Origin of the sequence: Pseudomonas oryziphila, from assembly GCF_003940825.1 — a bacterium.
GTDB lineage: Bacteria > Pseudomonadota > Gammaproteobacteria > Pseudomonadales > Pseudomonadaceae > Aquipseudomonas > Aquipseudomonas sichuanensis.
This window is the reverse complement of the sequence record NZ_CP034338.1, coordinates 2827132-2840738: the sequence shown is the minus strand read 5'-3', so window position 1 is coordinate 2840738 and position 13607 is coordinate 2827132. Positions and strand designations below refer to the sequence as shown.

The 13607-nt window shown below is 64.7% G+C and carries 15 protein-coding genes; 11 read left to right on the top strand and 4 right to left on the bottom strand.

Going from position 1 to position 13607, the window contains the following annotated elements:
* Positions 1-47 precede the first annotated feature (47 nt).
* Positions 48-239 carry a con-10 family general stress protein gene (locus tag EJA05_RS13200; RefSeq protein WP_125858569.1) on the bottom strand — a complete coding sequence of 64 codons (192 nt, stop codon included), beginning with the start codon at positions 237-239 and terminating at the stop codon, positions 48-50.
* Between the two features lie 319 nt (positions 240-558).
* Here EJA05_RS13200 and EJA05_RS13195 point away from each other — a divergent pair, with 319 nt between their 5' ends.
* Both EJA05_RS13195 and EJA05_RS13190 read left to right on the top strand, forming a co-directional pair.
* Complete coding sequence (locus EJA05_RS13195) at positions 559-1758, top strand: multidrug effflux MFS transporter (protein WP_125858568.1); 1200 nt, start codon at positions 559-561, stop codon at positions 1756-1758.
* Between the two features lie 5 nt (positions 1759-1763).
* The gene (locus EJA05_RS13190; RefSeq protein WP_190306061.1) at positions 1764-2357 is read left to right on the top strand and encodes a TetR/AcrR family transcriptional regulator; all 594 of its coding nucleotides are present in this window, start codon (positions 1764-1766) and stop codon (positions 2355-2357) included.
* Between the two features lie 383 nt (positions 2358-2740).
* Here EJA05_RS13190 and hpaR read toward each other — a convergent pair whose 3' ends face one another.
* On the bottom strand, positions 2741-3163 hold the full coding sequence (hpaR, locus tag EJA05_RS13185; RefSeq protein WP_125858566.1) for a homoprotocatechuate degradation operon regulator HpaR: 423 nt from the start codon (positions 3161-3163) through the stop codon (positions 2741-2743).
* A gap of 175 nt (positions 3164-3338) precedes the next feature.
* Positions 3339-4241 carry a 4-hydroxyphenylacetate catabolism regulatory protein HpaA gene (gene hpaA / locus EJA05_RS13180; RefSeq protein ID WP_125858565.1) on the bottom strand — a complete coding sequence of 301 codons (903 nt, stop codon included), beginning with the start codon at positions 4239-4241 and terminating at the stop codon, positions 3339-3341.
* Between the two features lie 163 nt (positions 4242-4404).
* Here hpaA and EJA05_RS13175 point away from each other — a divergent pair, with 163 nt between their 5' ends.
* The 9 genes from EJA05_RS13175 (at position 4405) to EJA05_RS13135 (ending at position 12412) form a co-directional block, all read left to right on the top strand.
* A complete protein-coding gene (locus tag EJA05_RS13175; RefSeq protein WP_125858564.1) occupies positions 4405-5079 on the top strand; it encodes a fumarylacetoacetate hydrolase family protein in 675 nt (224 codons plus the stop codon).
* Complete coding sequence (locus EJA05_RS13170; protein WP_125858563.1) at positions 5076-5846, top strand: fumarylacetoacetate hydrolase family protein; 771 nt, start codon at positions 5076-5078, stop codon at positions 5844-5846. Before EJA05_RS13175 ends, EJA05_RS13170 begins: the two co-directional genes overlap by 4 nt.
* 2 nt (positions 5847-5848) lie before the next feature.
* Positions 5849-7309 (top strand): 5-carboxymethyl-2-hydroxymuconate semialdehyde dehydrogenase, encoded by a 1461-nt coding sequence (gene hpaE, locus EJA05_RS13165; RefSeq protein WP_125464020.1) that lies wholly within the window; start codon positions 5849-5851, stop codon positions 7307-7309.
* Between the two features lie 154 nt (positions 7310-7463).
* Entirely contained in the window at positions 7464-8387 is a 924-nt protein-coding gene (gene hpaD / locus EJA05_RS13160; protein ID WP_125858562.1) for a 3,4-dihydroxyphenylacetate 2,3-dioxygenase, read from the top strand.
* Positions 8388-8397: 10 nt separating this feature from the next.
* Positions 8398-8808: a 5-carboxymethyl-2-hydroxymuconate Delta-isomerase gene (locus EJA05_RS13155; RefSeq protein ID WP_125858561.1), complete on the top strand. Its 411-nt coding sequence runs from the start codon at positions 8398-8400 to the stop codon at positions 8806-8808.
* Between the two features lie 8 nt (positions 8809-8816).
* Positions 8817-9620 carry a 2-oxo-hept-4-ene-1,7-dioate hydratase gene (gene hpaH / locus EJA05_RS13150; RefSeq protein WP_125858560.1) on the top strand — a complete coding sequence of 268 codons (804 nt, stop codon included), beginning with the start codon at positions 8817-8819 and terminating at the stop codon, positions 9618-9620.
* A gap of 9 nt (positions 9621-9629) precedes the next feature.
* Complete coding sequence (gene hpaI / locus EJA05_RS13145; protein ID WP_125858559.1) at positions 9630-10433, top strand: 4-hydroxy-2-oxoheptanedioate aldolase; 804 nt, start codon at positions 9630-9632, stop codon at positions 10431-10433.
* Between the two features lie 285 nt (positions 10434-10718).
* A complete protein-coding gene (locus tag EJA05_RS13140; RefSeq protein ID WP_110993864.1) occupies positions 10719-12017 on the top strand; it encodes an NAD(P)/FAD-dependent oxidoreductase in 1299 nt (432 codons plus the stop codon).
* 29 nt (positions 12018-12046) lie between these two features.
* The gene (locus EJA05_RS13135; RefSeq protein ID WP_011534256.1) at positions 12047-12412 is read left to right on the top strand and encodes a cupin domain-containing protein; all 366 of its coding nucleotides are present in this window, start codon (positions 12047-12049) and stop codon (positions 12410-12412) included.
* 95 nt (positions 12413-12507) lie between these two features.
* Here the strand turns inward: EJA05_RS13135 and feaR are convergent, their stop codons facing one another.
* Positions 12508-13473: a transcriptional regulator FeaR gene (gene feaR, locus EJA05_RS13130; RefSeq protein WP_125858558.1), complete on the bottom strand. Its 966-nt coding sequence runs from the start codon at positions 13471-13473 to the stop codon at positions 12508-12510.
* Positions 13474-13607: the final 134 nt, after the last annotated feature.

Below are 13607 nucleotides of genomic sequence, written 5' to 3'. Positions count from 1 at the left end.
ACGCTCAAGATGCAGTGCCAGGTCTCCCTGGCACTGCTAGGCCTCACTTACGAGCGGCCACCTTTGCGCCCGGACTCAGGGCTTTGACGGTTATCTCCACCGGTGCTTTGCCCACCTTTACGCCCGGCTTCGGCGGCTTTGTCGCGGTCATTGGCGAAATTCCCAGGGTTCTTGCTGCCACCCTGGTGGCCCATCTTGTCGCTGTCCTTGCCCATCCGGTCATTGTCTTTGTTAGCCATGGTCATCAACCTCGTTTGGCTTGGGGATGCACGGTTGCGTGCCGTACATGGTGTGGGAGTACGGCAATAACGGCGGATTCGGTTTATTGCGGATTCATCGGACCGGTGGCGCTAAACAAGCGACGGCGGTGTATTTGGTGCACAAGCAGTTTCAGCCAATCGCGGGGCAAGCCCGCTCCCACAAAACTTTTCGTGCAGAGCCTAGAGCGAGGGAAAGCGTGCCTCGCGAGACATGTGTTGACCCCTCCCATGAATATGCTTAATCTTTGCGCAACCTACCGGTCGGTAGGTTTATTTTTGTCCAATGGATTTCGCTGTCATGCCCACCCACTCAAACCTGCGCTTTGCCGCCTCCCTCGCCTTGATCGGCGCCCTCGGCCCTTCGGCCATCGACATGTACCTGGCCAGCCTCCCGGAGATGGCACGCGACTTCGCCACCGGCTATCCCCAGGTGCAACTGACCCTGACCGTGTTCCTGTTGGCCATGGGCGCCGGCCAGCTGCTGTTCGGCCCGCTGGTGGATGCGCTGGGCCGGCGCCGGCCGTTACTGGTGGGGTTGCTGGTGTTCACGGTCACCTCGCTGGCTGCGGCGGCGGCCAACTCACTGGAGGCGCTGCTGCTGGCACGACTGATCCAGGGCCTGGCCAGCGCGCTGACCCTGGTGGTGATCATGAGCATGGTGCGCGACGTCGCCGAGGGTGCACGGGCGGCACAGATCTTCGCCCTGCTGATGACCATCGAAGGCCTGGCACCGATCCTCGCCCCGGCGCTGGGCGGCGTGGTGGATGCCGCCTGGGGCTGGCGGGCGATCATGCTGGTGCTCGCTGGGCTCGGCCTGTTGACCCTGCTCAACTCGGCCCTTGTGCTGGGTGAAACCTTGCCCGTGGCACAGCGTGTGCGCCTGGCGCCGCGTAGCGTGATGCGTACTTATGCGCGCATCGCTCGTGACGGTGCTTTCCTGCGCCCGGCACTGGCACTGTCGGCGGTGTTCTTTTTCCTGTTCGCCTACATCGCCGGCTCTGCCTACGTGTACCAGCAGCATTTCGGCCTCACCAGCACGCAGTTCGGCATGCTGTTCGGCGCCTGTGGCGTAGCCATTCTGCTGGGCGCTGCAGGGTCCGGCCTGTGGGTGAAGCGCCACGGCGTGGCCCGGGTGGCCTGGTGGGGCGCGCTGTGCATGGGTGCGGGTGCACTGCTGACGGTGGTGGGTGGCGGCTTGCCGGTGCTGCTGGGCGGCGTGGTGCTGGCGCTGTTCGGCCTGGGCATCTGCGAGGCCACGCTGATGGCCCTGGCGATGTCCTCGCAGCACCGCGATGTCGGCTCCACCGCCGCGCTGCTCGGTGCCCTGCAACTGGTGATCTCGTCCAGCGCCACACCCTTGGCCGGGCACCTGGCGACCCTCGGCCCGCAGGCCTGGGCCTGGCTGTTGGCCGCAGCCGCCGTGGTCATACTGGGTTTGACCCGCGCCGCCCTGGCAAAGACAATCAGCGCCTCGAACTGCAGCGTCAACCCGGAGTGACCGCCTTGAAAGCCCTGACCCCTTCCGCCGCGCGCATTTGCGACCACGCCGTCCTGCATTTTGCCGAACATGGCTACGACGGCTCGTCGCTGAACGAAATCGCGGCCCAGGCGGGCATGCGCAAAGCCTCGCTGTATGCGCATTTCGCCAACAAGGATGCGTTGTTCGTGTGTGCGTTCGAGCGTGCCCTGGCCGAGGAGACCGCCTATGTCGAAGCCGGGTTCGGCCATGAGGCCGCCGGCCGCGAGGCGCCGGGGCACTGGCATCCGCTGCACCTGGCCGAGAGGTATGCCGGCTCGGCCAATTTGCGCTTCGTGCTGCGCAGTGCGTTCCTGCCGCCGGCGCCGATACGCTCGATCGTGACCACCGGGTTCGAGGCATATCTGGAGCAGATTCGCCTGGGCTTCTGCCAGGCCCTGCGCGAGCGGCATGCCTGGGCGCGCAGCGATGGCAACAAGCTGGAGCTGTATGGGGATGCTTATCTGGGGATCATCGACAGCCTGCATGTGGAGCTGCTGTATGCGAACCCGGCGGTGTATGCGCGGCGGGCGGCGTCGTTGTTGAAGATTCTGGATGATTCGTTGGGGTTGGCGGGGTGAGGGGTGAGGGCCGCCAGGCGCCTGCCACAACCCTTGCAGCGCCTATGAGATCGAGCGCCGCCCGCGCGGCGCTTCGCGGGTAAACCCGCTCCCACAGTTTATTTCGGGCCAATTATTCCTGTGAAAGTACCGGCGCCTGCCTTGGTGCATGTCTTGAGCCATGTGGGGCGGCGGCAACGCACACGCTGAAACCGCGTCGTGCTAACAAGGCGGACCTGGTGATGGCACAGGAGAGACTGGCCCGAAACAGACTGTGGGAGCGGGTTTACCCGCGAAGCGCCGCGCGGGCGGCGCTCGATCTCATAGGCGCTGCAAGGGTTGTGGCGGGCACCTGGTGGCCCACATACAAACTCAAACCATGCCCCACCAACGCCCCCGCCACCTCAAGGCTCAATCTTCTTCAACTCATTGAGCAACCCCATCAATTGCTCCAGCTTGTCCGCCCCGAACTGGCGCTGGATCTCCTGGTAATTGCGCTCCATTTCCTCGCTCATCGCCAGGAACGCCTGCTGCCCGCGCACGGTCAGGCTGATGAAGATCCGCCGCTGATCCTCCGGCGACTTGCGCCGCCCCACCAGCCCATCACGCTCCAGGCGCTTGAGCACGCCGCTCATGCTCGGTTTGAGAATGCACGCCAGGTCCGCCAACTGGTGGCTCTCCAGCTCGCCCTGCTGGCGCAGGATGCGGATCACTCGCCATTGCTGTTCGGTCAGGTCATGGGCATTGAGGGCCGGGCGGAAGAACGCCATGGTCGCTTCACGGGCCTGCAGCAGGGTCAAGGTCAGGGAGGGTCTTGGGATGGTCATCGGGCTCGGCTGGTTTTATTAAGATATTAATGAAGTGAAATACATTTGCACCCGGCCTGTCCAGTCCCTGTGAAAAGTACCAGCGCTCCTGGCTAATGCCCATTCTCGCTGCAACTGGGTCATTGCACGATTGGCTTGACGCTCAAGGCATGGAGCAGGTCATTCGATGCACCTATCACCGCAACGCCATTTGCCGCTGGCGGTACTCCCCCGGCGTCATCTGCGCATGGCGCTGGAAGAACCGGCTGAAATACGCCGGGTCCTTGAAGCCCAACTGGTAGCAGATCTCGTTGGCCGAACCGCCCGTATACAGCAACAGGCGCCGCGCCTCCTGCATCAGGCGCTCGAACACCAGGCGCTTGGACGGCAGGTCGGCGATGCGCCGGCACACGTCATTCAGGCGCGCTTCGGTCACGCCCAGCGCCGTGGCGTAAGCCGGCAACGCCCAATGCTCCAGGTAATGGCGCTCGATCAGTTCGTTGAAGCGGTGAAACAGCTGCAAGTCCTCGTGCCGCGCCGGCATCGCCTCCAGCGAGTTGGCACACAGCCGCAGCAGGCTGATCATCACCAGCCGCGCCAGGTCCTGCAGGGCGGTGCCCTGCCCCGCCTGGCCCTGGCCGACCTCGCTGCCGAGCAGGTCGAACAATTGCTCCAGCCGATGCGCCTCTTCGCGCGCCTGCCCTTGCAAATGCCCCAGGGCAACGCACGCAGGTTGCAGGCGCGGCGCGCTGATCAGCCCGGGCTCGGCCTCCAGCAGTTGCCACACAAGCTGTTGGCGCACGGTCAGCACATGGCCATCGGCGTCGGCCTCGGTGACAAAGGCATGGGGGATGGTCGGCGGGGTGAGGAAGAACATCGGCCCGGCCTCGTGATAGCGCTGTTCATCGAGGTACACCCGCACGCTGCCGGTCTTCACGTAGTGCACCTGGAAGAAGCGGTCATGGCGGTGCACCGGCATGTTGCGACCGAAAAAGCCGGCCAGGTTACCGAGCCGGTCGTAGTGCACCTCGCTGTCGCTGTAGCGCTGGTCGTAGACCTGACCGATGTTGATGTTGGGGATCGGCTGTCGTTCTTTCATTGTTGTTCTCGTACCGGTGGAACAGGCCGGGCGATGCATCGTAGCACTGCCCGGCGAGCGGGGAATGCCTTGACGATCGTTAACATCTTAATTATAACGTTAACACATTAACAAAAACGCAAAGAAGCGTCCCCGGGCGCTTCGCCTTCCGCAGGAGAAAAGCATGAGCCGTGCCTTGCACGAGGTCGCCACCGGCAGCCTGTTCGGCGTCGCCCTGAACTACCAGGGCCTGCTGCTGCAGCACCTGGCGTCCTTCCATAAAGCGCCGTACCAGCAGCCGCCGGTCAAGCCGGTGCTGTTCATCAAGACCCCCAACACCCGTAATGGCCATGCCCAGGCAGTTACCTACCCTGCGGGAGTCGAACGCCTGCAGCCCGGCCCGGCGCTGGGCGTGGTAATCGGCAAGGATGCCAGCCGGGTAACCGTCGAGAACGCCCTCGAGCACGTGGCCGGCTACACCATCGTCAACGAGTTCAGCCTGCCCGAAGACAGCTATTACCGCCCCGCCGTCAAGGCCAAGTGCCGTGACGGCTTCTGCCCGCTGGGGCCGGAACTGGTACCGGCGGCGCAGGTGGGCAACCCCGACGCGCTGGGCATCCGCCTGTGGGTCAACGGCGAACTGCGCCAGCACAACAACACCGCCAACTGCGTGCGCAGCGTGGCCCGGCTGATCGCTGAAATCAGCGAGTTCATGACCCTGCATGCCGGCGACGTACTGATTACCGGCACCCCGGAAGGCCGCGTCGACGTGCTGCCCGGTGACCGCGTAAGCGTCGAGATCGACGGCCTCGGCCAGCTGACCAACCCCATCGTCGCCGAACAAGGACTCGCCCCATGAAGCACGCCCGTATCCAGTTCGACGACCAGGTCCACGCCGTCACGGTCGAAGACGACCACCTGCGCCTGGCCGATGGCCGCCTGGTGCATCAAGACCAGGTGACCTGGCTGCCACCGGCCACCGGCAGCATGTTCGCCCTGGGCCTGAACTACGCCGACCACGCCGCCGAGCTGGCCTTCACCCCGCCCACCGAGCCGCTGGCGTTCATCAAGTCGCCCGGCACCTACACCGGCCACGACCAGGTCACCTGGCGCCCGGACAACGTCAAGTACATGCACTACGAGTGCGAGCTGGTGGCGGTGATCGGCAAGCCGGCGCGCAACGTCAAGCGCGAGGACGCCCTCGCCTACCTGGCCGGCTATACGGTGTGCAACGACTACGCCATCCGCGACTACCTGGAGAACTACTACCGGCCCAACCTGCGGGTGAAGAACCGCGACGCCACCACCCCGGTCGGCCCGTGGATCGTCGATGCCAGCGATGTGCCAGACCCGTCGAACCTGAAGCTGCGCACCTGGATCAACGGCGAGCTGAAGCAGGAAGGCAGCACCGCCGACATGATCTTCGACATCCCCTACCTGATCGAATACTTCTCCAGCTTCATGACCCTGCAGCCCGGCGACATGATCGCCACCGGCACGCCGGAAGGCCTGGCCGACGTGGTGCCGGGCGATGAAGTGGTGGTGGAAGTGGAAGGCGTCGGCCGCCTGGTCAACCGTATCGTCAGCGAAGCCGAGTTCTTCGCCCGTAAAACCCAAGAGGCATGAACATGATCAAGCACTGGATCAACGGCCGCGAAGTCGAGAGCCGTGACACCTTCATCAACTACAACCCGGCCACCGGTGAAGCCATCGGCGAAGTTGCCAGCGGTGGCGCCGAGGAAGTCGCCCAGGCCGTGGCCGCGGCGAAAGAGGCCTTCCCGAAATGGGCCAACACCCCGGCCAAGGAGCGCGCCCGGCTGATGCGCCGGCTCGGCGAGCTGATCGACCAGAACGTGCCGCAACTGGCCGAGCTGGAAACCCTCGACACCGGCCTGCCGATCCACCAGACCCGCAATGTGCTGATCCCCCGCGCCTCGCACAACTTCGACTTCTTCGCCGAAGTGTGCACGCGCATGGACGGCCACAGCTACCCGGTCGACGACCAGATGCTCAACTACACCCTGTACCAGCCGGTAGGCGTGTGCGGGCTGGTGTCGCCGTGGAATGTGCCGTTCATGACCGCCACCTGGAAGACAGCGCCATGCCTGGCGCTGGGCAACACGGCGGTGTTGAAGATGAGCGAGCTTTCGCCGCTGACCGCCAACGAGCTGGGCCGCCTGGCAGTCGAGGCCGGTATCCCCAACGGTGTGCTCAACGTGATCCAGGGCTACGGCGCCACCGCCGGCGATGCCCTGGTGCGCCACCCGGACGTGCGCGCCATCTCCTTCACCGGGGGCACCGCCACCGGCAAGAAGATCATGCAGACCGCGGGGCTTAAAAAGTACTCGATGGAACTGGGCGGCAAGTCGCCGGTGCTGATCTTTGAAGACGCCGATCTGGACCGTGCCCTGGACGCCGCGCTGTTCACCATCTTTTCGCTCAACGGCGAGCGCTGCACCGCCGGCAGCCGCATCTTCATCCAGGAGAGCGTGTACCCGCGCTTTGTCAGCGAGTTCGCTGCCCGTGCCCGGCGCCTGATCGTCGGCGACCCGACCGACCCGAAAACCCAGGTCGGCTCGATGATCACCCAGCAGCACTACGACAAGGTCACCGGCTACATTCGCATCGGCATCGAGGAAGGTGCGCGCCTGGTGGCCGGTGGCCTGGAACGCCCTGCAGGCCTGCCGACGCACCTGGCCAAAGGGCAGTTCATCCAGCCCACGGTGTTCGCCGATGTGAACAACCGCATGCGCATCGCCCAGGAGGAGATCTTCGGCCCGGTGGCCTGCCTGATCCCGTTCAAGGACGAGGCCGAGGCGCTGCAGCTGGCCAACGACACCGAATACGGTCTGGCCTCGTATATCTGGACCCAGGACATCGGCAAGGCACATCGTCTGGCCCGGGGCATCGAGGCCGGGATGGTGTTCATCAACAGCCAGAACGTGCGCGACCTGCGTCAGCCGTTTGGTGGGGTGAAGGGTTCCGGGACTGGCCGCGAAGGGGGACAGTACAGCTTCGAGGTGTTTGCCGAGATCAAGAACGTGTGTATTTCCATGGGCAGCCACCACATTCCGCGCTGGGGGGTGTAACGCTTTAAAGCGCTGGGCTGCCTTGCAGCCCTTCGCGGGTAAACCCGCTCCCACAGGCACAGCGCTGGACCTGTGGGAGCGGGTTTACCCGCGAATCGAGGGCACAGCCCTCGCCATGGACACCTAGAACAACAACCTTCAGCAGGAGATTCCCATGGGCAAACTCGCTCTCGCCGCCAAGATCACCCACGTACCCTCGATGTACCTGTCTGAACTGCCCGGCCCGCGCCAAGGCTTTCGTCAGGCGGCCATCGACGGTCACCTGGAAATCGGCCGGCGCTGCCGGGCACTGGGCGTCGACACCCTGGTAGTGTTCGACACCCACTGGCTGGTCAACGCCAACTACCACATCAACTGCGCAGCGCACTTCGAAGGCCTGTACACCAGCAACGAGCTGCCGCACTTCATCGCCAACATGAACTACGGCTTCCCCGGCAACCCGGAACTCGGGCGCATCCTGGCCGAGGAGTGCAACCGCCTGGGCGTGGAAACCATGGCCCACGACGCCACCACGCTCGCCCCGGAGTACGGCACCCTGGTGCCGATGCGCTACATGAACACCGACCAGCACTTCAAGGTGGTCTCGGTCTCGGCGCTGTGCACCTCGCATTACCTCAACGACAGCGCCCGCCTGGGCTGGGCCATGCGCAAGGCGGTCGAGGACCACTACGACGGCACCGTGGCCTTCCTCGCCAGCGGCTCGCTGTCCCACCGTTTCGCCCAGAACGGCCAGGCCCCGGACTTTGCCACCAAGGTGTGGAGCCCGTTCCTGGAAACCCTCGACCATCGCGTGGTGCAGATGTGGCAGGACGGCGACTGGGCCGACTTCTGCGCGATGCTGCCGGAGTACGCGGTCAAGGGCCACGGCGAAGGCTTCATGCACGACACCGCCATGCTGCTCGGCGCCCTGGGCTGGTCGAAGTACGACGGTAAAGCCGAAGTGGTCACGCCCTACTTCGGCTCGTCCGGCACCGGCCAGATCAACGCGATCTTCCCGGTCACCCCGCAGGATGGCAGCACCATCCCCGCCGCCCAGGCCTCCAACCCGGCCGCCGTCACCTCTACCAGCCGCCTGTAAGGAGCGCGCCATGCCCCATCTGGTCCTGCTCTACAGCCCGGACATTGAAGCCGACGCCGACATGCCCGGGCTGTGCCGCGCCCTGGCCGACTGCATGCTCGAACAACGCGACGAAAACGCCCGCCAGGTGTTCCCCACCGGCGGCACCCGGGTGCTGGCCTACCCCGCCGCCCACGCGGCGATCGCCGATGGCCAGGGTAGCTACGGCTTCGTCTACGCCAACCTGCGCATGGGCAGCGGGCGCAGCGCCACGGTGCACCAGCAGGTCGGCGACAACCTGCTGGCCGTGCTGCGCCACCACCTCGACCCGCTGCTGGCAAAACGCCCGGTCGGCGTGACCCTGCAGATCGACGAAAGCCAGGCCCAGGTGTACGACGCCAAGCACAGCAGCCTGCACCCCCTGTTCAACCGGAATTCCTGAGGTCTTCAATGCTCGACGCCCACATCATCCAGCAAGCCGCCGCCCGCCTCGACCAGGCTGAACGCAGCCGCGAACAGGTCGGTCAGTTTTCCCTGGAGCACCCCTCGATCAGCATCGAGGACGCCTACGCCATCCAGCGCGCCTGGGTCGCGCAAAAGATCGCCAGCGGTCGCAAGCTGGTCGGCCACAAGATCGGCCTGACCTCACGGGCCATGCAGGTCTCCTCGAACATCACCGAACCGGATTTCGGCGCGCTGCTCGATGACATGCTGTTCGACGAAGGCAGCGACATCCCCTTCGAGCGCTTCATCGTGCCGCGGGTCGAGGTGGAGCTGGCCTTCATCCTCGGCAAGCCGCTCAAGGGCCCCAACGTCAGCCTGTTCGATGTGCTCGACGCCACCGAGTGGGTGATCCCGGCACTGGAAATCATCGACGCACGCATCCAGCAGGTCGACCCGCACAGTGGCGCCACCCGCAAGGTGTTCGACACCATCTCCGACAACGCCGCCAATGCCGGTGTGGTCATGGGCGGGCGCGCCGTGCGGCCCGGCGACATCGACCTGCGCAAGGTGCCGGCGGTGCTCTATCGCAATGGCGTGATCGAGGAATCCGGGGTGTCTGCCGCCGTACTCAACCATCCGGCCAAGGGCGTAGCCTGGCTGGCCAACAAACTGGCCGCCTATGACGTGGGCCTTGAGGCCGGGCAGATCATCCTTGGTGGCTCCTTCACCCGCCCGGTGGCTGCCCGCCCCGGCGACACCTTCCATGTCGACTACGACCAGCTCGGCTCGATTGCCTGCCGTTTCGTCTGAGGACCGCCCATGGACATGCCCATCAACACCTTCAAGCAACGCCTGCGCAGCGGCCAGGCGCAGATCGGCCTGTGGCTCGGCCTGGCCGACCCGTATTGCGCGGAACTGGCGGCCAACGCCGGTTTCGACTGGCTGCTGCTCGACGGCGAACACGCGCCCAACGACCTGCGCAGCCTGCTCGGCCAGTTGCAGGCCGTGGCGCCCTACCCCGGCCAGCCGGTGGTGCGGCCGGTGGTCGGCGATACCGCGCTGATCAAGCAGTTGCTCGATATCGGTGCCCAGACCTTGCTGGTACCCATGGTCGAAAGCGCCGAGCAGGCTCGCCAGCTGGTGCGTGCGGTGCGCTACCCGCCGTACGGTGTGCGGGGTGTGGGGAGTGCGCTGGCCCGGGCTTCGCGCTGGAACAGCATCCCCGGTTACCTGGACCTGGCCGACGAGCAGGTGTGCCTGCTGGTGCAGATCGAGAACCGCGAGGGGTTGGCAAACCTGGACCAAATCTGCGCCGTTGATGGTGTGGATGGGGTGTTCATCGGGCCGGCGGACCTGAGCTCGGCCATGGGGCACCGGGGCAATCCGGGGCATCCCGAAGTGCAGGCGGCCATCGAAGACGCCATCGTGCGGATTGGCCGGGCCGGCAAGGCGGCGGGGATTCTCAGTGCCGACGAGACACTGGCGCGGCGCTATATCGAGCTGGGGGCCGCGTTTGTCGCTGTAGGGGTGGATACCACCGTGCTGATGCGCGGGTTGCAGCGGTTGGCAGGGGCATTCAAGGAAGGTGTGGTGAATACGACCTCTCAGGGCGGGGTTTACTGACGTTCGCAAGGGGTAGCCCAAAAGGGTTCGCCGATAGATGTTCTGCGCCTATCAGATCGAGCGCCGCCCGCGCGGCGCTCGATCTTGAGAGCGCTGCAACCCTTTCGGCATACACATTGCGGGCGACATACGGTCTCAAGCCCGCCACATCCCCCCGTCACACAGAATCAAATCCCTGGCACACTCAGGCAAGACACCTACCGCGCGTTAGGTGCCCAATAGCTGCCACAGCCAGCGCTTGTGCAAGCCCTGCTCCCTAACAATTCCAACTGTCCAGGCTGCGCCATGATCAACATCGAAACGCCCACCTATTACACCGCGACCAAAAAATACAACCTCAGCTTCCCCACCCTCGAAGCCGACATCGAAGCCGATGTGGTAGTGATCGGCGGCGGCTTCTCGGGCATCAACACGGCCCTGGAACTGGCCGAAAAAGGCATCACCAATGTCGTCGTGCTCGAAGCCCGCTACCTGGGCTTCGGCGGCACCGGGCGCAACGGCGGGCAGATCATGGCCGGCATCGGCCACGACCTGGAAAAGATCAAGAGCAGCGTCGGCGAACAGGGCCTGCGCGAGATCTTCGAGATCAGCGAGCTGGGCGCCGGCATCATCAAGGACCGCATCGCCCGCTACGCCATCGACGCCGACTTCTGCCACGGTTACGGCTACATGGGCTTCAACGCCCGCCAGGAAAAGACCCTGCGCGCCTGGGAGAAAGACTTCAAGGCGATCAACGGCAAGGACGAGATCCGCTTCCTGGGCGGCTCCGAGGTCAAGCAGATCATCGGCTCCGACGCCTACAGCAGCGCCCTGCTGCACATGGGCGGCGGCCACGTGCATTCGCTCAACCTGCTGCTCGGCGAAGCCCAGGCCCTGGTGGGCCATGGCGCACGGATCTTCGAGCACAGCCCGGCGCTGGAAGTGCACTACGGTGAGCGCATCACCGTGCGCACCGGCCGTGGCTCGGTCAAGGCCAGCAAACTGCTGTGGGCCTGCGACAGCTTCCTCAACAAGCTCGAACCCGAGCTGCACGCCCGCACCGTCAACACCTACGCCTTCCAGCTGATGACCGAACCGCTGTCGGATGAACTGATCCAGCGAATCAGCCCGATCCGCGGCGCCTACAGCGATATCCGCCCGGTGATCGACTACTACCGCGTCACTCGCGAGAACCGCCTGCTGTTCGGCGCCGCCACGCCTTTCGTGGAGCACATCCCGAAAGACCTCAAGGCGTGGAACCGCAACCTGATGCTGAAGATCTTCCCGTACCTCAAGGACGTGCGCATCGACCTCGCCTGGGGCGGCCCGATGGCCACCAGCGCCAACCTGTTCCCGCAGCTCGGCACCCTGAGCAACCGCCCCAACGCCTTCTACGTGCAGGGCTATTCGGGCTTTGGCGTCACCCCCAGCCACATCATTTGCAAGATCCTCGCCGAAGGCATGAGCGAAGGCTCCAGCCGCTACGACCTGATCAGCTCGGTCAAGCATGCGCGCATCCTCGGCAAGGACCACATTCGCCCACTGCTGCTGACCGCCGGCAAGACCGTGCATCAGCTGTCGGGCTTCTTCAACGGCCGCCGTTGAGCCTTTTTGAACTGACCAGGAGAACCACCATGACCCTTACCGCCGTCCGCCAGGGTGTGCAATTGTCCGAACTCGATGCCTGGGGCACCGTTGCCGACCTGGGCTCGACCATCCTCGAAGGCGAGGTCAAGTGCTACGGCAAGATGACCCACGGCGCGCCGACCGACCCGGTCAGCAGCGCTTACTTCGGTACCACCCAGGGCAAGTTCCGCATGGTCTACCCGTTCAGCGAACAGGCCGTGATCGTGACCGGGGAGATCCAGCTGACTGATGAATCCACCGGGCAGGTGACCCGTTACAAGGCAGGCGATGCCTGGTTCGTGACCAAGGGCACGCCGGTGTTGTGGGAAGTGTTGAGCGAGACCTTCGTCAAGCATTACCTCGCTGTCGCCTGATCCACCCTTGGGGCCGCCCTGCGGCCCAATCGCCGGCAAGCCGGCTCCCACAGGAATCGCATAACCCTGTGGGAGCCGGCTTGCCGGCGATGCTTTTAGCGCCCCGCCATCAGGGCCATCGCCCGAAAGTCCTTCGGCGACTGCTCGAACTGCTTCTTGAACGCCCGGCTGAAATGCGCCGAATCGGTGAACCCCCACTTGAACGCGATCGAGGTGATCGACTCGCGCTTGAGGAACGGGTTGGACAGGTCATCGGCACTACGCTTGAGCCGTGAACGCTGGATATAGCGGCAGACACTGTCGCCCTCCTCCTCGAACACCCGGTACAGATGCCGCACCGAGATGCTCAGGCGCTCGGCCAGGTTGGCCGGCGTCAGGCCGGGCTGGCCCAGCGACTCGTCGATGACCTTCTGCACATAACCGCGCAGGTTGCTGCCACTCACGCCGCCCAACGCGGCGGCATTGTGCTCGCCACGCTCGAAACCGGGCTCCAGCAGGGAAATGAATGCCGACTGCAGGGCATCGCCTTGCGCACCGCCTGCGTCTTCCTCTTCGCGGCACAGCTGGTCCATCAGCAAATGCAGCATGCGCCCGCAGGCGTTGGTCGAGGAGATCTTGCCGAAGGCGGCGCCTTGCCCGGTCACGTGCTTGCGCACCTGCTCGCGGGACAGTGACAGCGAGACGTGCTCAATCAGCCCGAACGGCGTGATCTCGCACGGGCCGACCGAGTCCATCAACAGCAGATCGCCGGGTGACAACTGCAAGCTCACACCGCCCTGGGTGATCCGCGAATAGCCCATGCGCTGGCTGACCAGGAAACAGTGCTGGTCGTCGTCACGGTCGGGGTTGTCGCCGAAACGGCGGATATTGCCGGCATTGGTGCGCAGGTTGGCCAGGGCCAGGCCTGCACGATTGAAGGTGGCGATTTCGCCGATGAACAGCGCTCGGTTGAACGCAAGTTCGGTCTGAAAACGGCCGCACACCTGCTGCATGGCGGCGGTCCAACGGTCCAGGCCGTCGGCTTCGGGCTGGGTGCTGCAGTGGGAAACGGGCTGGGGCATGGCAACCTCCACACGCGGGCATTGTTGTTATGGGTCAATTGTTAACATGTTATCCATTGACGCACAACTGTCATCTGTTGGCCGGTGTAGAGAGCAGGTTTTATGCCAAGGGGGTCTGGGGTTGCGCATGGGTT

Coding starts and splice junctions, on each gene's coding strand:
- EJA05_RS13200 (WP_125858569.1), bottom strand. CDS start 239: ATGGCTAACAAAGACAATGACCGGATGGGCAAGGACAGCGACAAGATG.
- hpaR (WP_125858566.1), bottom strand. CDS start 3,163: ATGACCATCCCAAGACCCTCCCTGACCTTGACCCTGCTGCAGGCCCGT.
- feaR (WP_125858558.1), bottom strand. CDS start 13,473: ATGCCCCAGCCCGTTTCCCACTGCAGCACCCAGCCCGAAGCCGACGGC.
- hpaE (WP_125464020.1), top strand. CDS start 5,849: ATGATCAAGCACTGGATCAACGGCCGCGAAGTCGAGAGCCGTGACACC.
- EJA05_RS13140 (WP_110993864.1), top strand. CDS start 10,719: ATGATCAACATCGAAACGCCCACCTATTACACCGCGACCAAAAAATAC.
- hpaA (WP_125858565.1), bottom strand. CDS start 4,241: ATGAAAGAACGACAGCCGATCCCCAACATCAACATCGGTCAGGTCTAC.
- hpaI (WP_125858559.1), top strand. CDS start 9,630: ATGGACATGCCCATCAACACCTTCAAGCAACGCCTGCGCAGCGGCCAG.
- EJA05_RS13155 (WP_125858561.1), top strand. CDS start 8,398: ATGCCCCATCTGGTCCTGCTCTACAGCCCGGACATTGAAGCCGACGCC.
- EJA05_RS13135 (WP_011534256.1), top strand. CDS start 12,047: ATGACCCTTACCGCCGTCCGCCAGGGTGTGCAATTGTCCGAACTCGAT.
- EJA05_RS13175 (WP_125858564.1), top strand. CDS start 4,405: ATGAGCCGTGCCTTGCACGAGGTCGCCACCGGCAGCCTGTTCGGCGTC.
- hpaH (WP_125858560.1), top strand. CDS start 8,817: ATGCTCGACGCCCACATCATCCAGCAAGCCGCCGCCCGCCTCGACCAG.
- EJA05_RS13195 (WP_125858568.1), top strand. CDS start 559: ATGCCCACCCACTCAAACCTGCGCTTTGCCGCCTCCCTCGCCTTGATC.
- EJA05_RS13170 (WP_125858563.1), top strand. CDS start 5,076: ATGAAGCACGCCCGTATCCAGTTCGACGACCAGGTCCACGCCGTCACG.
- hpaD (WP_125858562.1), top strand. CDS start 7,464: ATGGGCAAACTCGCTCTCGCCGCCAAGATCACCCACGTACCCTCGATG.